The organism is Arcticibacterium sp. GJ41-1, from assembly GCF_055808875.1.
Genome location: NZ_CM147888.1, coordinates 5093436 through 5115519, shown reverse-complemented (window position 1 = coordinate 5115519; position 22084 = coordinate 5093436). Strand labels below are relative to the sequence as shown.

General features: G+C 36.8%; 17 protein-coding genes, 1 tRNA gene and 1 pseudogene. 13 read left to right on the top strand and 6 right to left on the bottom strand.

Translation table 11 applies throughout. The features are described from left to right. Nucleotides 1-2: 2 nt before the first annotated feature. The 6 genes from AC0L6O_RS21145 (at nucleotide 3) to AC0L6O_RS21120 (ending at nucleotide 7324) form a co-directional block, all read left to right on the top strand. Nucleotides 3-2999, top strand: a complete 2997-nt coding sequence (locus AC0L6O_RS21145) for a type I restriction endonuclease subunit R (RefSeq protein WP_473305170.1) — start codon at nucleotides 3-5, stop codon at nucleotides 2997-2999. Then, nucleotides 2996-3805 carry a hypothetical protein gene (locus AC0L6O_RS21140; protein WP_473305169.1) on the top strand — a complete coding sequence of 270 codons (810 nt, stop codon included), beginning with the start codon at nucleotides 2996-2998 and terminating at the stop codon, nucleotides 3803-3805. Before AC0L6O_RS21145 ends, AC0L6O_RS21140 begins: the two co-directional genes overlap by 4 nt. A gap of 29 nt (nucleotides 3806-3834) precedes the next feature. Continuing rightward, nucleotides 3835-4536, top strand: coding sequence for a hypothetical protein (locus tag AC0L6O_RS21135; protein WP_473305168.1), 702 nt, complete (start codon nucleotides 3835-3837; stop codon nucleotides 4534-4536). Between the two features lie 247 nt (nucleotides 4537-4783). Then, nucleotides 4784-5539, top strand: a complete 756-nt coding sequence (locus tag AC0L6O_RS21130; RefSeq protein ID WP_473305166.1) for a hypothetical protein — start codon at nucleotides 4784-4786, stop codon at nucleotides 5537-5539. A 173-nt stretch (nucleotides 5540-5712) separates the two neighbouring features. Then, complete coding sequence (locus AC0L6O_RS21125) at nucleotides 5713-5940, top strand: hypothetical protein (RefSeq protein ID WP_473305165.1); 228 nt, start codon at nucleotides 5713-5715, stop codon at nucleotides 5938-5940. A 406-nt stretch (nucleotides 5941-6346) separates the two neighbouring features. Next, nucleotides 6347-7324 carry a DUF3871 family protein gene (locus AC0L6O_RS21120; RefSeq protein WP_473305164.1) on the top strand — a complete coding sequence of 326 codons (978 nt, stop codon included), beginning with the start codon at nucleotides 6347-6349 and terminating at the stop codon, nucleotides 7322-7324. Between the two features lie 385 nt (nucleotides 7325-7709). Here AC0L6O_RS21120 and AC0L6O_RS21115 read toward each other — a convergent pair. After that, nucleotides 7710-7786 (bottom strand) — tRNA-Asn (locus tag AC0L6O_RS21115). Between the two features lie 229 nt (nucleotides 7787-8015). On the opposite strand from AC0L6O_RS21115, the gene AC0L6O_RS21110 reads away from it, so the two are divergent. Beyond that, nucleotides 8016-8828 (top strand): crotonase/enoyl-CoA hydratase family protein, encoded by an 813-nt coding sequence (locus AC0L6O_RS21110; protein ID WP_473305163.1) that lies wholly within the window; start codon nucleotides 8016-8018, stop codon nucleotides 8826-8828. A 24-nt stretch (nucleotides 8829-8852) separates the two neighbouring features. Then, on the top strand, nucleotides 8853-9632 hold the full coding sequence (locus tag AC0L6O_RS21105; protein ID WP_473305162.1) for an enoyl-CoA hydratase/isomerase family protein: 780 nt from the start codon (nucleotides 8853-8855) through the stop codon (nucleotides 9630-9632). Between the two features lie 5 nt (nucleotides 9633-9637). Here AC0L6O_RS21105 and AC0L6O_RS21100 read toward each other — a convergent pair whose 3' ends face one another. Then, nucleotides 9638-10078, bottom strand: coding sequence for an acyl-CoA thioesterase (locus AC0L6O_RS21100; RefSeq protein ID WP_473305161.1), 441 nt, complete (start codon nucleotides 10076-10078; stop codon nucleotides 9638-9640). Between the two features lie 116 nt (nucleotides 10079-10194). Next, entirely contained in the window at nucleotides 10195-10581 is a 387-nt protein-coding gene (locus AC0L6O_RS21095) for a DUF1573 domain-containing protein (RefSeq protein WP_473305160.1), read from the bottom strand. 227 nt (nucleotides 10582-10808) lie between these two features. Here AC0L6O_RS21095 and AC0L6O_RS21090 point away from each other — a divergent pair, with 227 nt between their 5' ends. Then, nucleotides 10809-13217, top strand: a complete 2409-nt coding sequence (locus AC0L6O_RS21090) for an alpha-ketoacid dehydrogenase subunit alpha/beta (RefSeq protein ID WP_473305159.1) — start codon at nucleotides 10809-10811, stop codon at nucleotides 13215-13217. Between the two features lie 80 nt (nucleotides 13218-13297). On the opposite strand, the gene AC0L6O_RS21085 is transcribed toward AC0L6O_RS21090, so the two are convergent. Further along, nucleotides 13298-14998, bottom strand: a complete 1701-nt coding sequence (locus tag AC0L6O_RS21085) for a DUF6089 family protein (protein WP_473305158.1) — start codon at nucleotides 14996-14998, stop codon at nucleotides 13298-13300. A gap of 317 nt (nucleotides 14999-15315) precedes the next feature. Between AC0L6O_RS21085 and AC0L6O_RS21080 the strand changes: the two genes are divergently transcribed. The 3 genes from AC0L6O_RS21080 to AC0L6O_RS21070 are packed head-to-tail and all read left to right on the top strand — an operon-like array spanning nucleotide 15316 to nucleotide 19106. Then, nucleotides 15316-16788, top strand: coding sequence for a M20/M25/M40 family metallo-hydrolase (locus AC0L6O_RS21080; RefSeq protein ID WP_473305156.1), 1473 nt, complete (start codon nucleotides 15316-15318; stop codon nucleotides 16786-16788). Between the two features lie 12 nt (nucleotides 16789-16800). Then, nucleotides 16801-18342: a YifB family Mg chelatase-like AAA ATPase gene (locus tag AC0L6O_RS21075; protein ID WP_473305155.1), complete on the top strand. Its 1542-nt coding sequence runs from the start codon at nucleotides 16801-16803 to the stop codon at nucleotides 18340-18342. 44 nt (nucleotides 18343-18386) lie between these two features. Next, nucleotides 18387-19106: an energy transducer TonB gene (locus AC0L6O_RS21070; RefSeq protein ID WP_473305154.1), complete on the top strand. Its 720-nt coding sequence runs from the start codon at nucleotides 18387-18389 to the stop codon at nucleotides 19104-19106. A 141-nt stretch (nucleotides 19107-19247) separates the two neighbouring features. Here the strand turns inward: AC0L6O_RS21070 and AC0L6O_RS21065 are convergent, their stop codons facing one another. Continuing rightward, nucleotides 19248-19655, bottom strand: a complete 408-nt coding sequence (locus AC0L6O_RS21065) for a hypothetical protein (protein WP_473305153.1) — start codon at nucleotides 19653-19655, stop codon at nucleotides 19248-19250. A gap of 58 nt (nucleotides 19656-19713) precedes the next feature. Between AC0L6O_RS21065 and AC0L6O_RS21060 the strand changes: the two are divergent. After that, a pseudogene (locus tag AC0L6O_RS21060) lies at nucleotides 19714-19830 on the top strand (magnesium chelatase subunit ChlI family protein); the annotation flags it as partial. Between the two features lie 4 nt (nucleotides 19831-19834). Here the strand turns inward: AC0L6O_RS21060 and AC0L6O_RS21055 are convergent. Next, the gene (locus AC0L6O_RS21055; protein ID WP_473305152.1) at nucleotides 19835-21865 is read right to left on the bottom strand and encodes a protein-disulfide reductase DsbD family protein; all 2031 of its coding nucleotides are present in this window, start codon (nucleotides 21863-21865) and stop codon (nucleotides 19835-19837) included. Between the last annotated feature and the right edge of the window lie 219 nt (nucleotides 21866-22084).

The window sequence follows — 22084 nt, the reverse complement described above, 5'->3', positions numbered from 1 at the left end:
CCATGACTGAATTAAGGTTTGAAGAATACATAGAAAAGTACTTAACAACTACAGAACAAAATGGATTAAAATATAACTCAACCAATAGAAATCTATATAATAGGGAGTTTGGTTTGGTTGGGTCTGAGGTCATTGAGTTCATTTCATCTACACAGCCAGAATCTTACCAAAAATGGCAAACAGCTTTTGGAGAACAAGCTGATGAAAAGCTACTAAAGAGACTGTCAAGTAGTCTTAAATCAGAGGGTATAATCAAGGTCTTAAGAGATGGAATAGTAGACAAAGGCATTTACCTTGACTTGGTTTATTTCGAGCCTAAAAGTGGCTTAAATCAAGACCATAAAGAGAAGTATCTAAAAAACAGACTCTCTGTAGTAAGGCAATTAAAGTACTCTACTAAGAATGAGAAGTCTATTGACATTGTACTCTGTATCAATGGAATTCCTACTATAAGTATTGAGCTTAAGAATCAGTTTACTGGTCAAGATATTTCTAATGCTATAAGGCAATTCAAGTTTGATAGAGCCCCTAAAGGTGAGCCACTTCTACAGTTTAAGAGAATGTTGGTACATTTTGTAGTTGATAATGACAGTGTAGGAATGACCACAAAGCTTAGTGGTTCAGATACCAAATTCTTGCCTTATAATAGAGCCATTGAAAATCCAATAGTTGACAAAGATTATAAGGTCTCCTACCTGTGGAAAGAGGTTCTAAGTCCTGCATCTATATTAGATATTATAGAGAATTTTGCTTTAGAAACTGTAGAGGTAGATAAAGTATGGGATGATAGATTAGGTAAGGTGATTCAGAAGAAGAAGAACCTACTAATATTCCCTAGGTATCATCAGCTAGATGTAATCAGAAAGCTTAAAAAGCAGGTGATACAAGATGGCACAGGTAATTACTACTTAATTCAGCATGCTACAGGTAGTGGAAAAAGCTACAGCATAGGTTGGTTAGCTCATGCTCTTTCATCTCTGTATCAGAATGTCACAGACAGAACTAGAATGTTTGACACTATTGTAGTGGTTACTGATAGAAGAGTATTAGATAAACAACTACAGAAGACATTAAGAGATTTAGAGCAAACAGCAGGAGTAGTAAAGTCTATTGACAAGAATTCAAATCAACTAAAAGAAGCCCTAGCCAGTGGAAATGACATCATTGTAACTACAATTCAGAAGTTTGGTGTTATAGCTGATGCCATGTCTAAGCTAAAAGGCAGGTCTTTCGGGGTTATCATAGATGAAGTACACTCAAGCCAGACTGGTGAGACATCTAAGAAGTTAAAGAAGTCATTATCTGTCAATGTTGAAACATCTACAGAATCTGTAGATGAACTGGCTAATGGGATAATAGATGATGAGGAAGATACAGAAGAGACATATGATGATTTAATTAATAAAGACCTTGCTTCTAGAGGTAAACAACCTCACATATCATTCTTTGGTTTTACAGGTACTCCTAAGAATAAGACACTAGAGCTTTTTGGTAGAAAAAATAATGATGGGCAGTTTGTTCCTTTTCATACCTATAGCATGAAGCAATCTATTGCAGAAGGATATACACTGGATGTACTAGAGCATTTCATGCACTACAAGAGATGGTTCAAAGTAAAAGAAGGTGCTAAAAAGAATGAGAAGCCTTTGCCAGAAGGAAAAGCCACTCAAGAACTGATTAAAAAAGTAGATTCTCATGAGATTACTATAAAGAGAAAGGTCACTATAATCCTGAATCAATTTGTAGGTCACACTCAAAAGCAGATTGAAGGAAATGCCAGAGCAATGGTAGTGGTAAGGTCTAGAAAGCACTGTGTATTATTTCAACAAGAGATGATAAAGCAGATGACTGAATTAAGACTACCATATTCATGTCTAGTAGCATTTAGTGGCTCTATAAAATATCAAGGTGCTGAGCATACGGAGAGTTCTTTAAACTCTGCCAATGGGCTACAGCATAAAGTAGATATTCCTGATGGATTGAAAGACCCTAGATTCAGAATATTGATTGTATCAAGTAAGTATCAAACAGGGTTTGATGAGCCACTTGTACATACCATGTTTGTAGATAAGAGACTTGGAGGTGTTCAGGCAGTTCAAACTCTTTCTAGGCTCAACAGAAAAACTAAGGGTAAGACAGACACTTTTGTGCTAGATTTTGTGAATGAGCCGGATGAAATAGTTACAGCATTCCAAGACTTCTTTACATCTACCTATCTAAGTGGAGAAACAGACTCCTACAAGCTATATGAGTTAGTTACAACAATAAGTAAATTTCAACTCTACACTAAGTATGAAGTAGATGAATTCTGTAAGCTTTTTTATACTCCAAGAGCTACAGATGAACTACTGCAAGCACCTATAGAAATAATAGTCAAGAGATGGAAGGAGATAGATGAACCAGTTCAGAGGGATGAATTTAAATCTGTGATAAACTCCTACTGTAGATTATATTCTTACATCTCACAGATAATGAACTTTGAAGATGTAGAATTAGAGAAGCAGTTCATATTCCTAAAGTACCTTAAGAAGAGGCTGCCAAAGAGAGAGGGAACTACAGTAGACTTGACTGATGCAGTTGATTTGGATTCTCTAAGGATTCAAAAGATAGGAGAGATGAAACTGAGTCTACAAGATAAAGATGGTGTTCTAGACCCACTTTCATCTACAGATTCAAAACAGCCAGAAGATGAGGAAACTTTACTTTCTATCATAATAGCTAAGATAAATGAAGCTCATGGACTTAATTTAAAAGATGAGGATAGGCTAAACTTTAATTCAGTCTATAAAAGAATCATTAAAAGTGAAGAACTAAACAAGGTAATGAATGGTGATAATTCAGAAGCTAATAAGAAAGAGTTCTTTAGAGAGATGTATAGTAAAATTGTTCTTGAATTTGTGAACAATCAATTTGACTTCTATAAGACTGCTGAAAGTTCTGAATACAAGAATGTCATTTTAGATACCATGTACCAGCATTATTTGAGAGGAAGCAAATGAGCATATATAAGATATTAGATGAACCTGAAAAACTCAAGAAAATAGCCTTTTGGTCAATTGTTTTAGGGTTGTTAGTGATTCTTCTTTACTTTATTATACTTTGCTTCAAGGGCTTTATTAATACTACTTACGAACTTGATACAGCCATCATAGGCCAATTTGGAGACTTTATTGGCGGTCTTGTAGGCTCATTATGGACTTTAGCAAGTGTGCTGCTATTTGTGGCAGCTCTTAAAATGCAACAAACAGAAATCTCTAATCAACAGAAAGAAATTAGGAATCAGACTTCTGCACTGAACCTACAAAGAGAAGAGTTTGAGGTTAATAGGATAACAAATTTGATTTTTAAACTGTCTGAGAGGAATTCTAATTATATCAAAGCAATAAGTTATACAAAAGATAAAGTAAGTGTTGACCCCATATTTTCACTTATACATGATAAAACTGTAATCTATTCCTTACATAAGAACAATTCTGATTATTTAAGATGGATTGATTCTTTAAGACAAAGCAATTCGACCTTCTTAGCACTTTTAAATGATGTCAAAATCCAAGATTCTAATATTGATTATTTGGCAAGGTTATATTGTAGCATGATGAATTTAAATGAATTCAAGAATTGTTTTAATAACCTAGAAGATATTTTCAGTATGGCTTATTCTAATAAAAATGTTGTTAAAGGGTATGAATATCTGAGTCCAGAACAAATTGATGAAGCAACAAAATTCTACTCACAACTAAATAGGTTAATTAATATGGCATTAGACTATAAAAGCTCAAACAATCAATCAAATACAAAGAGTTAAAACATTAGAACATAATAATATTTTCAAGTATGGAAGAAATGGTAATGCCAAATAGTAAAGAGGAATTGGAAAAAGAGATTGAGATGTTTAGGGCGAGAATTAATGATAAAATGAAACTTGAGAATAGGCTGTTTTACAATTTTTTGCAGGACAAGTTAGAGTATCTAGAAAGAATTAATAAAGGCAATAGCTTTCTTGAATTCCCTGATTCAATTCATTTACTTAATTTACTCCAACTAATTAAAAAGTTGGATTTCTCCAGACACTATAGTTTTAATACTTTGGCAGTATTTAATTCTTCGGGAGATGCTTTCATGTTTTTTATTAAAAATATGGAATATCTAACTGATGAGGAATATTGGGATGGTTTAGCTTATTGCTATATACATAATTCTGATAATACACTTCCAAATAGAAAATTGATAGCTCTTTTTCAATCAGAGAGACCAGATAGAGAAAAATATTTGATGGAGCTTGAAGAGCTTGAGGTGTTTAATAATTTGGCTGATGAAATAGTAGTTTACAGGGCTATGTCAAATGATGAATTTCACTCTGGTGAATTTGGAATCAGTTGGACTTTAAGTGAGGATGTAGCCATAAGCTTCCAAGAGAGATACGAAATAACAGACCCAGATGAATACACAATTTGTTCACTAACCATTAAGAAAAGTGATGTTGTTTGCTATTTCGGAAGAAGGAATGAAGAAGAAATCATTTACTTCCATAAATAGGAGACAGCCCTCTTGTTAAGGTATGTATTTAGTGTATTCTTAAACTAAACTTTTTATTCCATTTCAATAGGGGTTGTTTGTAACATAATCTGTAATACTAACAAAATTGGCAATGTAGTTTTATCCAATCTTTTTGGCAAGAAGTAGAGGAATTATCAGAAAGAATATATAAAGAGAAGATACAATGATGATGACTTTGACCCTGAGTTAGCAACTAGAAGACTTTAATTAAATTTTTATTACCATTATGGGATGGCTTACATCTGAAAGTGAATTAAAGAAAGAACTTAGACAAGTTGAGACAAAATACAGAGATACTCGTAATACATTGAAATCTGCTATAGAAGAGATGCATAAGGCAATGGAAGAGACTAAGCAAATGAAACTTGAAATTGCTAAATATCAACCTGTTAGAGATTTAGAGAAACAGCTTAAACAAGCACAAAGATATGCTGATAGGTTTGAAGCTTCATTTAAATTTCTTCATGATAAGATTGCAGTCTTGGAAGAGACTGAAGTTAAATCTAAAAAAGAAATAAATGACCTTAAGTTAGAATTAGAAAAGGTAACAAAACAAAAAGAAGGGGCTTTAGATTCTTTAAAAGTAGAATTGGAGAGTAAATTAGTTCTTCCTGAAAGAACAGTTACTATAGGTATTTTAACTTCAATTAGAATTGATGGTTATGACATTATATTGACTGTAAAGAATAAATACAAAGAGTACACTGTGTATACTTGGGAGGAGGAATGGGAAGAAGTACAACTGAGGGCAAGAACACCTCGACAAATAAAGGAGGATTTTGCTAATGAACTAAGACCAATAAGGGAAGGTAGTACAGTAAAGATATTTATTGATTCTATTATAAAAGAAAAGACCTATTTCATACATAAAGGTGATAAAGTAATGCATAAGGGTACATCTGAAATATTACATAGTATTGTTCTTCCTGTAGGGGATGAAGTATATCAATCTCCTTGGAATGAATTTTTCAAGAAATGGTAGAGGTATAGTGTGTCTCTACTTTTTTAAATCATTATGGATATAATATATGCTGTCGTACTCATTTGTACTTTATTCTTAATTATCTGGTTAATTGCTAGTTATAAATTAGAAGACAATGACTTAAGAGATAACAACTTTGTTGTAGAACACTTAAAAGAGTATGCAAGGCTTTCTTGGATTCTGATATTCCAGAAGCTGAACTAGAAGCTAATATATATTCATGTGATATAGATGTTCAAAAGTTTATTGAGGAAGATGATATTGATTCTTCTACTATGAAAACTACTGGTGATTTTGTCTCTTATCTAAAATCTCATCCTATTCCAGAACCAAATCTCTTTACTGGTTATAATTCAATAATAGTAAACAACAGAGACAGTGAATTAGTTAGGAACAAGTAAGTCTATATGTTATCTCATATCAGATTAGAAGAGCTATAAAGTATGCTCAGAATAATGGTTATGATAAGAGTGAAAGCCCAGCTTTGTTTATCTGATACGGACTAGAACTAATCCTACGGAAATTACACCAACTTATTAACCAATTTAAAAGTTTGTTTTTAAACTACACTAAATACATGTACTGCATAAGGTAGTTAGGACTTCAGCCCCATAAGCTTTCGAACAGGAAGGTTACCCCCCCATCATTATTTCTAATAATCAAAGAGTTGCAGCCCCCACAAATACTAAAGTATTTGAACAATTCTGAGCAGATTAATGTCAATTTTCATCTATTTATTAATAGCATAGATTGTGGTGGGTGCCTCCTGTTTTTAATTTATTTATAATTTTTAAACATTCAAGTCTTATGCAAAATCAAAGTTTAATCCTTCCAGAGTACACTCCTTTTGAAGAAGTAGAGTTAAGTACAGAAAAGCCCTTCATTGTATCCAACACATCTCCTATGACTCAATTTGAGTTAGAACATGAACATATCATACCTGTGTTTGTGAAAGATAATGAGACTGTTATTTCACATCAGGACTTCATTAATACTACACAGGAGGTAGTAAACTATGTATTCCAAAGAGAGTCTATTCTAAACCCTAGCTTAAGAGTCTCACACCCTATCAAAGGTAGAATACCAGAAGCTAAAAATAAGCCTGCCAAAGAACTCTTAGACCATGAGAGAACCATCTACTATGAGAGAATGGCTTTCATAATTGAAATCCCTAGTATAAGTACAGAAATCAATGGGAATAAGCTATCTCTAACTGTAGGAGGGGTTAAGTCTTATAACCTAGATAACCTCTACAATAGGAAAGGAGCTGAGGAACACTTTAAAGTCTTTATAGGCTTCCAGAATAAGGTATGTACTAATCTATGTGTATGGTCTGATGGTTTTACAGCAAACCTAGTTGCTAGAAGCATGCAGGAGCTAAAGAAGAAAGTTTATGAGCTGCTTTCTAGATATAAGATAGAGAGACATATCAATCTAATGACTACACTTCCTAACTATTCTTTAAATGAACATCAGTTTGCTACATTGATTGGTAGAGGAAAGTTATATCAATACCTCCCTAGTAAAGAGAAAAGACTTGTTCCTGATTTACAGTTTGGAGACAATCAAATTGGTATAGTTGCTAAAGACTACTACAGAGATGATAGTTTCTGTAGAAATGATGATGGCTCTATAAATCTATGGAATGTGTTTAACTTGTTCACAGGAGCTAACAAACAATCCTACATAGATACTTTCTTGGATAGAGGGCAGAATGCCTTTGAGTTTCTAGGAAAGATTCAATCTAGTTTAGATACAGGAAGAACTAACTGGTTCTTATCCTGATATAATTATAATAAAGACTTTCTGTGATACTACCTTTGGGGAAACTTACACAGTAGAAGAAGTAAGTTTCTCTGATGTAGAAGTTGTGGCATATGATTTAGGCTTTTTAAAGCCACTTGCCATTCACCTACAAAAGGTAGTTTAATAGAATCAGGTTTATGCTGTATTTTCTGCACACATCTTTTGAGATGGTTTACCTGATTAAAACAAAACCCCTGAAAAGAAATGTGATAGATTAATTAACTATTAAAATTAATTTCTACTAATTTTAATTTATCTGAGTAAAAGGACTGGTGTTAAGTAGTTTAAGAGTGTAGTTGTTGTTCATTTTGTTGTTCATAGAACATAAAAAAAGGAGTTACATTTCTGTAACTCCTTGACCTTGTGGCTCCTTCTCTTGGGCTCGAACCAAGGACCCTCTGATTAACAGTCAGATGCTCTAACCAGCTGAGCTAAGAAGGAAACTTATTCCGTTTCCGAAATGGAGATGCAAAAGTATAGCCTTTGTTTTAACTGAGCAAGCTTTTGCTGAAAATAATCTTACTTTTTTTAAGTATTTTTTTTGACGCTTGTGGATGTTGTTGAAATACAGTCAAATAGCTTTTAGCAAAGCGAATTTAAATTTCAAAAAGAAAAAGGGAGGTGCCATTGAAGGATTTGAAATATATTTGTTTAAAACAAAATCATCAACATGAATTACAAACATTTTAAAGTGGACATTGCTAGCCACATTGCCGAAGTTCGGTTTAATAGGCCACAGAAAGCAAACTCACTGGACGGCCCAGCTTGGGAAGAAATGCAGCAAATTTTTGAAGAGCTAGATAGCACTGAAGAGGTGAGGGCTATTATTCTTTACGGAGAGGGCGATAACTTCTGTGCAGGAATAGACCTAGAAACTTTAATGAATATTCAGGAGTTTGCCAGTATATCTTGCGAAGGTCGAAAAAGAGAGGCTCTAAGAGGTTTTATCTTTAAATTACAGAATACTATATCAGCTATTGAAAAATGCCGTAAGCCTGTTATTGCGGCTGTGCACAAGGCTTGTGTAGGTGGCGGCTTGGATATTGTTTCTGCTTGTGATATTAGATACTGTACAGATGATGCTTATTTCTCTATTAAAGAGATTGACCTTGGCTTGGTGGCTGATATTGGTACCTTACAAAGGCTGCCAAACATTGTAGCTCCAGGCATTGTGGCCGAAATGGCCTACACCGGAAGAAATGTAGTGGGTAAAGAGGCGGAACGCATTAATTTGGTAAACCAGTCTTTGGCAAATAAAGATGAGCTCTTAACTGCAGTAAGAAAATTGGCGGCAACTATTGCCGAAAAATCGCCACTTAGCGTTAGAGGAATTAAAGAGATGTTGCTTTATAAAAGAGACCATAGTGTAGCGGAGTCTCTAAATTATATGACAGCTTGGAACGCGTCCATGTTTTTGTCAAACGATTTACAAGAAGCTTTTACCGCATATATGGAGAAGCGTAAGCCCGTTTTTGAAAATTAATTTTATCTATTAGAAAGAATAAGAATGAAGAATTTTGAAACTATAAAAGTGGCAATTGAAGAAGGTATAGCCACATTAACATTATCAAGACCAAAGGCATTAAATGCTCTTAATGCTACTTTAATGGGGGAGTTGTATCACTTTTTTACAGAAGAGTTGAGTAGCTTAAAGTTAAAGGGAATTATAATTACTGGGGATGGTGAGAAATCTTTTGTTGCCGGTGCTGATATCTCAGAATTTGTGGAGGTAAAGCCAGGCGAGTCTTTTAGCCCAGAAAGCGGTCATAAGGTTTTTAATGCTATTGAAAGTTGTCCTATTCCTGTGATAGCCGCTGTTAATGGTTTTGCTTTGGGCGGAGGTTGCGAGTTAGCCATGGCTTGTCATATCAGAGTGGCATCTGAAAGTGCTTTGTTTGGTACACCAGAGGTTAAGTTAGGAATAATTCCAGGTTATGGCGGTACGCAAAGGTTGTGTCAATTAGTAGGACGCGGAAGAGCATTAGAACTAATGATGACAGCCGACATGATAGACGGAAAAGAGGCATACAGGATTGGTTTGGCTAATCATGTGGTACCTGCCGGTCAAGAAATAGCTAAAGCACAGGAGATTTTAGGTAAAATAGGCCAGAAGGCTCCATTGGCCATTTCAAAAGTGATTGACAGCGTAGGTGCGTATTACGCTCACGATAGAGACGGCTTTAAGTCGGAGATTGAAAACTTTGAATATTTAACCACCACTCAAGATTTCCGTGAAGGAGCTGCAGCTTTTTTAGAAAAAAGAAAAGCTTCCTTTAAGGGTGAGTAGGTATTTTACTTCAAAATAGAATCGCCGTAAATTTTTACGATAGAGTCTTTCCAAGACTCAGGGATAGCCGCTTTTTTCAATGCTTTAAAGTCATACGCCATGACGGAGCTTTTGGAGACAGCGGCTATTCTATTATGACGGTTTGAGTAGATTTTGCATTCGCCAATAATGCGGTCTTTATGGAGTTCTATCACATCAAAGGTGATGGTCACGGTGTCTGGATAGGTGACTGGGAATATGTATTTGCAATCTTGCCAAGCCAGAATAATGCCTACCGCTTTAAAGTCAAGGTCTATGCTTCCTAGCTTTTCGTAAAACCCTATTCTGCCAGACTCAGCCCATCGCAGATAATTAACATTGTTAACATGTTGGGCGGCGTCCATTTCTCCCCATTTAACAGGCAGTTCGGTTTTGAAAAAAGCCTTTTCTATTTCTGCGTTTATCATTTGTTCTTATTGATGAAGTGGGCATAAGTAACGAATGGCTGATTAAAAATCAAAATACTGGCATAAAAAAAGACTCACCCTTAGGGTGAGCCTTCCAAATCAAATGTCTTTAAGACTTATTTTGTCTTTGACTTAGGTGTTACTGAACCATTGATGGTCAATATTACCGTAGAGTTTTCTGCATTACTTGTTACAGTAATAGTTTTCTTGAAGTTTCCAGGACGGCCAGAAGTGTTGTATCCAACTTTAATAGAGCTAGATGCACCTGGTAAAATAGGGTCTTGGCTCCACTCAGGAGTAGTACATCCACAAGAAGCCATAGCTCTTGAAATAACTACAGGGGCTGTTCCCGTGTTTGTAACTTTAAATGTATAGTTAGCTACAGGACCTTCTGCAAGTGTCCCAAAGTCATGCTTTTCACTTTCGAATTTAAGAACACCTTGAGCACTTGATGCTACTGCGAAAGCCATTACCGCTATAATTGTGAATAATACTCTTTTCATTGATTTCATCTTTTCTTGAGTTTGTAATTTGAACATTTTATTAGACTGCATTACAAATTAACAGCCAAAAGGGGCTCAATACAAATATTTAACAGCCCGTTAACAAAGAAGAAACGATGTTTTAGCGGGCCTCGACTGATTGATAAATTCAGGAAATGTGGTAAATTGCAGCTCTTTTCAATAAACACGCTAAATGTAATTGATTTAGCACATAAAACCTTTACAGAATGAGTGATACCTCCAGTCAAGCTTCAATCTCTTCTAAATTCATTATTGATAAGAAAGAGGTTCTTGAAGATTATAGAATGGCGGTTGAGAGTAGGGAGGTTAGCCTTCTTGGTAGAAAAGAGGTTTTTATGGGTAGAGCTAAGTTCGGGATTTTCGGTGACGGAAAAGAACTTGCTCAGTTAGCCATGGCAAAGGTTTTTCGTAAGGGAGACTTTAGATCGGGTTATTATAGAGACCAAACTTTTGTAGCCGCTGTGGGCGGAATGACTTGGACGCAGTTTTATTCCCAGTTATATGCTCATGCAGATGTTAACCACGATATATTCTCAGCAGGTCGATCTATGAATGGTCACTTTTCTAACCCATGGTTAGATGATAAAGGAAAGTGGCTTAAACAGACTGATTTATATAATCAGGTGATGGATGTGTCGCCTACTGCCGGTCAAATTCCACGAAGTATTGGTATAGGCTATGCTTCGAAACTATATAGAAACAACCCTGAACTGAAAAGTTTAGATGGCTTTTCAAAGAATGGAAATGAAGTTTGTTTTGCTACCATTGGTGATGCATCTACTTCTCAGGGAATGTTTTTTGAAAGTATTAATGCCGCAGGTGTTCTTCAAATACCTGTCATTTTTGCTGTTTGGGATGATGGCTATGGCATTTCTGTTCCTTCGGAATTTCAAACGACTAAAAGTAGTATTTCAAAAGCTTTAGCTGGTTTTCAGTCAAACGAAGATGGTCCAGGTTTAGAAATTATTAGAGCAAGGGGCTGGAATTATCCTGAGCTTATAGAGGCTTTTCAGAAAGCGGCAAGATTTGCTAGAGATAAGCATATGCCTTGTTTGCTTCATGTATATGAAGTTACGCAGCCGCAGGGGCACTCTTCTAGTGGCTCGCATGAGCGTTATAAAGGAAAAGATAGATTAGCCTGGGAGGTTGGAATGGATTGCAACCTGAAGTTCAAAGAATGGATACTAGAGGAAGGAATAGCCTCTGAAAATGAATTGGCTAAAATAGAGGCGTCGGCCAAAGAGGTAGCTAAAAAGGCAAGGCAAGATGCCTGGCAAGCCTTTAGGAAGAATATTGATAAGGATGTCAAAGAGGCCATTTCGCTACTTGATACTGTTGCCAAAAAGAGCTCGAAAAAAAATGCATTAAATGCAATTAGGAAGTCTCTAGCGAGTAAACAAAACCCGCTTAAAAGAGATGCTGTTTCGGCTATTAAAAAGGCAAAAAGAACATTGATGAAGGAGCAGGTAGGTAAAGAGTTTACTCCTTATCTGGAAAGATTAGCTTCTGAAAATTCGCATAATTATAGTTCACATCTTTACAGTGAGTTTGAGTCTTCTCCTTTAAATGTTAGGGAGGTTAAGCCTAAATTTGGAGGAGAGCAGCAAGTATTAAGCGGTCATCAAATAATCAATAAGTACTTTGACTTACTACTAAAGAAAGACAAAAGGGTTTTTGCTTTAGGGGAAGATGTAGGTTCTATTGGAGATGTAAACCAAGGTTTTGCAGGATTGCAAGAGAAATACGGTAAGCTTCGAGTTGAAGATACTGGAATTAGAGAGGCTACCATTATTGGACAAGGTATAGGAGCTGCCATGAGAGGGCTGAGGCCAATAGTGGAGGTTCAGTATTTTGATTATATATATTACTGCCTATCTATTTTAACGGATGATTTGGCTTGTTTGAGATATAGAACCTTTGGTCGTCAGATGGCTCCGGTTATTATTAGGACGCGTGGTCATAGGCTAGAAGGAATTTGGCATTCTGGCTCTCCGCTAGCTGTCATGATTCATTCTTTAAGAGGAATGCATATTTGTGTTCCAAGAAATTTTGTTCAGGCAGCAGGTCTTTATAATACATTACTAGCTGGAGATGATCCAGCACTAATGATTGAGCCTTTAAATGGTTATAGGTTAAAAGAGAAGTCACCAAGTAATCTAGGTGATATCTGTGTACCATTGGGAGAACCTGAGGTGCTTAAAAAGGGAACAGATATTACAATAGTTACTTATGGTTCTATGTGTAATATAGTGATGGCTGCTAGCGAAGAACTTGAAAAAGTAGGAATATCTATGGAAGTGATTGATGCACAAACGCTTCTTCCTTTTGATAGAACAGATACCATCTTAAAGTCACTGAAAAAGACCAATAGAATAATATTTGCAGATGAAGATATGCCAGGCGGAGCTTCGGCTTATATGATGCAGCAGGTAATAGAACTTAAAGGAGGCTACAAGTATTTAGATTCAAAAGCGACTACCATTTCAGCTAAAGAGCACAGACCAGCGTATGGTTCAGATGGAGATTATTTCTCTAAGCCTAGTGAGGATGATGTGTTTGATGTGGCGTATGCCATCATGAGAGAAGCTAAGCCAAAGAGCTATCCAGAGATTTAGAATTAGTACGATAGTCTTAACATAAAAAGAGCCGAGTTTCAAATTGAAACTCGGCTCTTTTCGTTTTGGAAGAGTCTATCTTATTTTAACAAGAACTCAATTCTTGTTCCAGTTCTCTTTCCGTCAGCATTAGTATAATAGCTGGCTGTATCTTCGTCACCAAATCCGTCATAAGAGATTCTAGATTTAGTTAAACATTTCTTTTGTAAGAAGTACGTGTAAATAGCACAAGCTCTAAGTTTTGCTAATCTAATATTGCTAGAAGAAGAAGCACCGTCATTGTAAGCATTTACATGAATAGCAGCATCAGAACATCTAGCTAGTAAATCACAAACTCTCTGAAGAGACTTGTAAGAAGATGGACGTAATTTGTTAGTTCCGCTATAGAATTCAATTTGCTGTGCAGCATAATTTAATTCGTCTAGTTCAGAAGCTGTGATTTCACATCCGCTAGCAGTTTTGTATCCTAAAGCAGGAGCTACACCGTTAACGTATCCTTCAGGACAACCTTGGTTTGAAATTAAACCTGGTACGTCAGGACAAAGGTCTTTGTTATCTGGAACGCCATCACCATCAGAGTCTGGGCAACCGTCTGCATCACCAGCTACGTTTATGCAATCATCTTCGCTATCAGCTACACCATCACCATCAGCATCAGGACAGCCGTTAGTAGCTGCAGGACCTGGAGAGTTAGGGCAATTGTCATCTTTATCAGCAATACCGTCACCATCAGTGTCAGGGCAACCGTTTAATTCTACAACACCAGCTACATCTGGACACTCATCATCTTTGTCAGCTACGCCGTCGCCATCTCTATCAGGACAGCCATTAAGAGCAGCTAAACCGTAAAGAGTAGGGCACTCATCATCTTTATCGGCAATACCATCACCGTCAGCATCAGGACAACCCTGAAGTGAAGCTGGGCCTGCTAAAGTAGGACATGCGTCAATGTTATCAGGAACGCCATCACCATCAGTGTCAGGGCAACCTTGGAATTTACGAAGACCAGGAACGTCTGGACAGATATCACATTTGTCTACAGTGCCGTCTTTGTCACTATCCTTATCCCCAAATCTATATGAACCCATTAAAAGACCTACAAAGTAACCATCATTACGTTGGTCGTTTGCAGCCATGCTAATTCCGTCTAAGTAATCTGAAAGAGAATATCTATAGCCACCTTCTACACCTAGTGTAAATCGCTCGGCTAAGTTCCATTTCGCACCCAAACCAAAAGGAATTACGGCAGCCCATTTTTTAAGGCTACTTGCGTCAGCTGCAATATCACGTGGTAAAGGAGGGAATGTAGTTCCTGGTTGTACTTCTACGGTAGGATTGGTATATGTTACACCAATACCACCAAAAAGATAAGGAGCTAATGTTTTTCTTGTAATACCTTCGCAGGTAATGCTTCTTTCTTTAAATGGATATATCTCTCCAAGAATAGAAGCCTCCACTAAAGGAGTTTTAAATTTCAAACCTCTGTAATCCCAGTATCCGTCTGGCTGAGAAAAATCATTTCCTGCTAAGCCTCCAGCTAAAATTTGAGGACGAACTGCGAAATAATCGCTAAGATGTCTTCTGGCAAATACGCCACCAATGAGTCTATTTCCTGCTGCATATGGCATGCTACAGTGAACGTCTCCAAAATATTGTGTTAAGCCTATTGGGACTCCAATTTCCCAAGGGAATGGCTTACAAACCTTACAAGTATCTTGTGCTTTTACAGAATAGCTTGCTAAAGTTAAAACAGCGATAAAAGCGAATATACCTTTTTTCATGTGTTCTAATTAATAGTATAAATTTCTAATAACGGATTACAACTGACAAAAATAAACTTATTGAAGTCAAAGTTACGGTGAAAAATCAATTTTTAACAAAATTGACCTTAAAAACAATTCTTTTTATTTGGGGAAGATATACTAAACGAGGACACGTTTCGCGAAGATTCACAAAAAAAAACGGAAAAGTCAAATGTAGGTCACTTTATTCGTACGATTTGACGACAAACTGTGGATATAACTGCCGTTAACAATCAAATATATGCTAGGAAATAGGTTTTTCATCAAGAAAAAACTTAATTCGGGTAATATTTCTTATGAACAAAGGCACTTTTACATCGCTGGTTATTCTCTTTTTTGTTTTTGCTTCTTTTACAGATTCGAGCAAAAAGAGAATGTCTGTATTTAATCGGATAGCGAATAACGTTTCAGAAAAAGGAGCGAGCTACCAAAAGCTTCAAGAGGTTATCAACCTTACCAATCATCGTCTTACTGGTTCTGAAAATGGGAAAAAGGCAGAGACTTTTGCTTTTGATACCTTTAAGGCTTTTGGCTATTCGGATGTAAGCTATTCCCCATTTGAGGTAGAGTCATGGTCAAGAAATAGGGTTTCTCTTTCTATAGTACCTAGTAATAGTGATAATTTTAGAGAAGTTAGTGTGGTCTCTTTGGCTCACTCGCCCAAAGCGGCTCATGTAACAGCTCCTATTGTAGATTGTTTTGATGGTTTGGATGCTGATTTTGACAAAGTCAAAGATATCTTAGCCGGAAAAGTGGCTCTTTTCAATATTAATATTCAATCAGAAGAAAATAAAGGACAAAAGAATTTACATCGTTCTGAGAAAACCGCTTTGGCGATAAAGCATGGAGCAGTTGGCGTTATGATTGCAAATTCGGTAGAAGGCGGTGTGCTTTTGACTGGAACGGCATCGGTTACAGGTTCTTTAATTTCAATTCCTGCAGTTTGTATTTCTTTAGAAAGCGGAAAAGCTATTAGAGAATGGATTAGTGAGGAACATAATTTAGAAGCTCACATTGAAATGCTTAATTACAATAAGCCTGTAAGGGCTAGAAATGTAGTTGCGAAGCACAAAGGGCAAGGGAAGTATAACAAAGAGAAAATTGTGATTGGTGGGCATTTGGATTCTTGGGATTTGGCTCAAGGAGCTGTTGATAATGGTTTAGGTGCTTTTTCCGTTTTAGATGTCGCTAGGGTTTTCAAGGAATTGAATTTGAAAACTAAACGCCCTATTGAGTTTGTGCTCTTTATGGGAGAGGAGCAAGGTTTGCTAGGCTCTAAAAGTTATATTGAAAAAGCTGAGAAAGACGGAAGCATTTCAGATGTGGCTTTAATGATGAATCTAGACATGATAAATGACGCTCATGGTTTTAACGCCTTCGGCAATGATAAGTTAAACCGCCTTTTTAATAGTATAGGAAAGGAGATTCAAAGTATTGACAAAGGGTATTTGAATAAAAATCGTAATGCGGCAGGACTGCATAGCGACCATGCACCATTTATGGTAAAAGGAATCCCAGTTTGCTCGCCCGTAGGTCAATTAAGCCGAGCGGCTCTTAACTGTTATCATGCAGATTGTGATGATATAGAGTTGATAGACAAACAAGAGCTAGATAATAATGTTAAATATACGGCCATGATGCTTTATGCTCTGGCTAATTCTAATAGTCTTCCTAAAAGGAAAACCAGTGAGGAAACCAGAGATTACCTCATTGCTCAAAACCTGAAAAACGAACTTATTTTGGGGGAAGAATGGCTCTGGGATAATTAAATTAAACCACAAATGCTGGCAACAACTTTTGGTGCAGCCGTTTACGGCGTAAGTGCCACACTTATCACGGTAGAAATTAGTATTATTAAAGGTGCAGGAACCAATGTAGTGGGCTTGCCTGATAATGCGGTAAAAGAAAGTCTTCAAAGAATAGACGCTGCTCTGAAAAATGAGGGCTATAATCAGGATAGAAAGAAAACGGTTATAAACCTGGCTCCTGCCGATATCAGAAAAGAAGGCTCTTCCTATGATTTGCCAATAGCTTTATGTCTAATCAATATTTCTTGTGGGGTTACTTATGCCAAAGACATATCTGAATACGTAATTTTGGGAGAATTGGCTTTAGATGGAAGCTTAAGGCCTATCAAGGGTGTGCTTCCGATTGCTATTGAAGCTCGAGCTCAAGGGAAGAAAGGTTTTATACTGCCAAAGGAAAATGCGGAAGAAGCGTCTATTGTTAATAAATTAGATGTGATAGGCGTGGAAACGCTTGACGAAGCTGTTCGTTATTTAAAAGGAGAACTAGAGATTACGCCTTTAGTTACAGATACAAGAGAGATTTTTCAGCATACGGTTAATAATTATGAGGCCGACTTTTCTCATGTTCAAGGGCAAGAAAATATCAAAAGAGCCATGGAAATAGCGGCGGCAGGTGGTCATAATGCCATCATGATAGGCCCTCCTGGAGCAGGAAAAACGATGTTGGCAAAAAGGTTACCATCTATTTTGCCTCCTTTAACATTAGCAGAGGCTTTAGAAACTACCAAGATTCACTCGGTGGCTGGGAAGCTTGGCGGAAAAGCCACATTGATTTCCAAACGACCTTTTAGAAACCCTCATCATACTATATCTGACGCTGCTCTTGTAGGTGGCGGAAGTTTTCCACAACCTGGTGAAATATCTTTAGCACATAATGGTGTGCTTTTTTTAGATGAGTTGCCAGAGTTTAAGCGTACCGTTTTAGAAGTAATGCGTCAGCCGCTAGAAGAGCGAAAAGTAAGTATTTCTAGAACTCGCCTTTCGGTAGAGTTTCCATCTAGTTTTATGCTGATAGCCAGTATGAATCCTTGTCCGTGCGGTTACTATAATCATCCAGAGAAAGACTGTACTTGCCCTCCGGGAGCGGTAGAAAAGTATTTGAATAGAGTTTCAGGTCCACTTTTAGACAGAATTGACCTTCATGTGGAGGTTACCCCCGTGAGTTTTGACCAGATTTCATCTACACGAAAAAATGAAACCTCTGCCGAAATTAGAGAACGCGTGGTTAAAGCACGCGAAGTACAAATAGAACGTTTTAAGGAATATCCAGATATACATTCAAACGCCATGATGCCTGCAGAAATGGTCAAAGAAATTTGCCAGATAGATGATGCAGGAAAAGCCTTACTTAAAAAAGCAATGGAAAGACTAGGCCTAAGTGCAAGAGCCTACGACAGAATCTTAAAAGTAAGCCGAACTATAGCCGATTTGGCAGGTTCTGAAAACATCAGAAACGAACAACTAGCCGAAGCTATTCAATACAGAAGTTTGGATAGGGAGAATTGGGCTGGGTAGAAGTAAAATTTTAGTTATTAAATCATTTTAAATCAGTTGTCGTTGTGAAACCACTATTTTTTTTACTTTTCATTTTTAGTTTTAAATCTTTTTCTCAGACGGATACAACCAGACTGTATTTTGATGAAAATTGGGCAGAAACCACGAAAAACGATGCCAAATATTACAGTATAAGGTATCAAGTAAATGATAGTTTGTGGCAAATGAATGACCATTTCATAGATGGACGCGTTCAAATGACCGGAACATATATGGATTCAGGCTATGAAAATGAAATAGGAGAATTTAGATATTATTCAGAGGATGGTTTTTTGGAAAGTTCAAAGCACTATTATACAAAAGAAAAATTCGTCCAAGAAATACACTATTATAGAAATGGTCAGGTAGATGCTATTCATGAATATAATATAGAAACTGGGAGGTTAATTTTCTCAAAATATTTTAAAGAGAATGGGGATGAAAGTAGTTTTATAGAGCCTGCTTTCAAGGGAGGAATTAGAGAAATGTATTCATTTATTTCAAATAGAACTAGATACCCAAAGGCTGCACGAAAAAGGAATATTGAAGGACAAGTATTCGTGAAATTTGTAATCGAAAAAGATGGCTCGATTGGAGATGTTTCAATCACCAAAAGTGAAAACGTTTTACTGAATGAGGAAGCAAAAAGAGTAGTAAGTATTATGCCGAAATGGATTCCGGGTAATAGAGATGGGAACCTAATTAGATTGTATTACAGAATACCTATAGTCTTTCAATTACAATAAAAATCAGTTCCTTGAATAAACCAGTTCAAAAGATTAGACAGAGGACTAGGCTGAGTGATTATTCAATTGCTTGGAATTAGTAGAAGGGGTAGATTGTCCTAAATCCACCCCTTCCTTATAAAAGTCAGAGCTTTTACTTCTCTATTGTCTAAATTCATCTGCTCGGGTATAATTAGTAAGCCAAGCTAGTATGGTCATCAAAATAAAACAGCCAAAAAAGTAAAAAATAAACATCCAAATCTTCCTGTTTTTCTTTGACATATCAATCTCATCCGGCTTAAGTAAAGGAATGAAATATCGGAAACAAACTGGATAAGCCAAAGAGTTGAAAATTACTCCCGAAACAAAAACAAGTTTTTTAGAGCCAGTAATAAGTCCATTTATTAGCGGAATGTCTAGCATGATATGAATTCCCAACCCTCCAAACAGAAAAAACATTGGTAGAGGAAATACAAACTTGATATTACCTTTTACTTCGCTTTCGCTTTTTTTAGGGTCATTGTAAAGTATGTAGATACCTTCCAAAGCCTCTTTGATAAAATTGATCATTCTTTGATGTTATTAACACGGCTCAGGTTGACCCAAAACACAATTAAGTACAAAATTAATGATTAAAAAAAGCCGAACTATAGCCGATTTGGCAGGTTCTGAAAACATCAGAAACGAACAATTAGCAGAAGCTATTCAATGTAGAAGTTTGGATAGGGAGAACTGGGCTGGGTGAGCTCCTAATACTTACCCTTCCCCTCATCTAAAAACGCCACAAATTCCTCTTCCGTAGAGTAGCCCAATGGCTCCATTAATGTATTTCCTTCAGAGTCTACTATGACATAATATGGCTGAGCATTATTATTGAACATCGTAATTTCTAAATCCATGTTTTTGCCACCCACGGTGGTTTTTAGCTCATTATCATAGGTAGAAACATAATGTTTCTCTTTAGGCAGTTCGGCCTTATCATCCACATATAAAGAAGCTATCACAAAATCATTTTGAAGACGACTTAGTACTTCAGGCTTTGGCCAAACAAACTCTTCCATTTTTCGGCAATTAGCACAAGCATAACCCGTGAAGTCAATCAAAACAGGTTTGCCCACTTCGGCCGAATAAGCTAAGGCATCATCATAATCTTTAAAACTCTGCAAGCCATGAGGGAGCTGTTTCATTTTAGGATGCTCTAGCTTAGTAGCTATGTTGCTTACAGGCATAGGAGGCAAAATTCCCGACAATAAACTCAAAGGCTTATTACTCAGTCCAGGAACCATATACAGCGTAAACGCAAAAAACAGAGCCGCAAAACCCCACCTAGAGAAAGACCTTTTCTCTACTTTAGAATCTTTTGGAAGTCTTAAAAAACCGAGGATATAAAGCGTAATCATAGCAGAAATCAATATCCAGAACATTAAGAAGTAGTTTCTGTGAATTAATTCCCAGTGACGTGTAAGGTCAATATTGCTTAAAAATTTAAGAGCCAAGGCAAATTCTGCCAATCCAAAAACGGCTTTGAGTTCGTTTAACCAGCCACCAGATTTTGGCAATTTCTTTAAATACTCAGGGAAGAAAGCCAAGCCACCAAAAACTAATGCGAAAGGAAGTCCAAAGGCAAGCATGCCTAAAAATGGACGCCAAACATCACCCTTGGCAGACAGTATCAGCAAGCTTCCTACCAGTGGAACTGTGCAAGAAAACGAAACTAAAACCAGCGTTAACGCCATAAAAAAGATGCCGATAAAGCCCCCTTTGTCAGACATAGCGTCAATCTTATTGACTGCAGCATGCGGCAGCACTATTTCAAAAGCCCCCAAAAGAGAGATTCCGAATAGAATAAATATGATAAAGAAGATAAGATTTGGAACCCAGTGTGTACTCAGAAAATTCAAGAATGTTGGCCCTAATGACATGGTCACCAAACCCATCAATGAAAAAATAATAAGAATACAAAAACCGTAAAAAACAGCCTTTACTTTTCCGTTTTTCTGTTTTGTGAAATAACTCACCGTAATAGGCATTATCGGGAAAATACACGGCATAAAAATACTCGCGAATCCCACACCAAAAGCTCCTAAAAGAAAAGTGAAAATAGATGTATCGGCTTCTTCCTTAGGTACAGCAGCAGGTTTGTCGGTGTTTACTGGTTCCGTTCCCTGCTCTAAAACAGCTTCGTTCTCTTTAGTATTTTCAGTATCTAAGCTTGCCATTACCTCATCGGCTGCTTCTTTTTCCTCCTCTACCGAGGTCGATATTGCTACAGTTTCCCGCTCGTCGGGCACCGGCACTACAGCAGATGCTGCCGCCGCTTTAACATTAAAAACGAATTTTTCTTTCCCGTTTACACACCTTCCGTCCACATCGGTGCAGGTTTGAAAAGAGATTTCTCCCGTTATTTTAGCATTAGGTTTAAGAATTTTTACCTTCTGAATAAACTGACCTTTCTCCTTAAAATAAGTGATGTCACCCTCCCAAATATCGTCGTATTTCTTTTTAGGATGAATAGGCGTAATTCCACCTACCAGCTCATATGAGTCGTTTGGCTCCAACTTTACTTCCGTTACTATTGGCCCTAAATCGGGGGCAAAATCAGAGGAGTATAAATACCAGCCCTTATCTATGGTGGCATTAAATTCTAAGTTTATGGTCTCACCTACTTTTACCTCGCCACTTTTGGTGTCAAACGACCAAGTAGTAGGTTTCAGAATTTGTCCAAAGGACACAAAAGATGCCAAAAGAAGGAAAATAATTGGCGAAATCGCTTTCTTCATAATCGATTAATAGAGTCTTAATGGTCTTGTTATAACCCCAAAACGGAGTAAATCATTACGCATAGTATGTAAAAGTATCAATTTGCTTGCCAATGCTGCATATGAAGTCTTTCAAATATCTAAAAAAGGAAACACTTTGGCTTATCGAACCTAGTAGATTACTATTTATTTGGGGCTTACCTTTCAGGTCGGGCTTTCGCTACTCGCCCTATCGGGCTC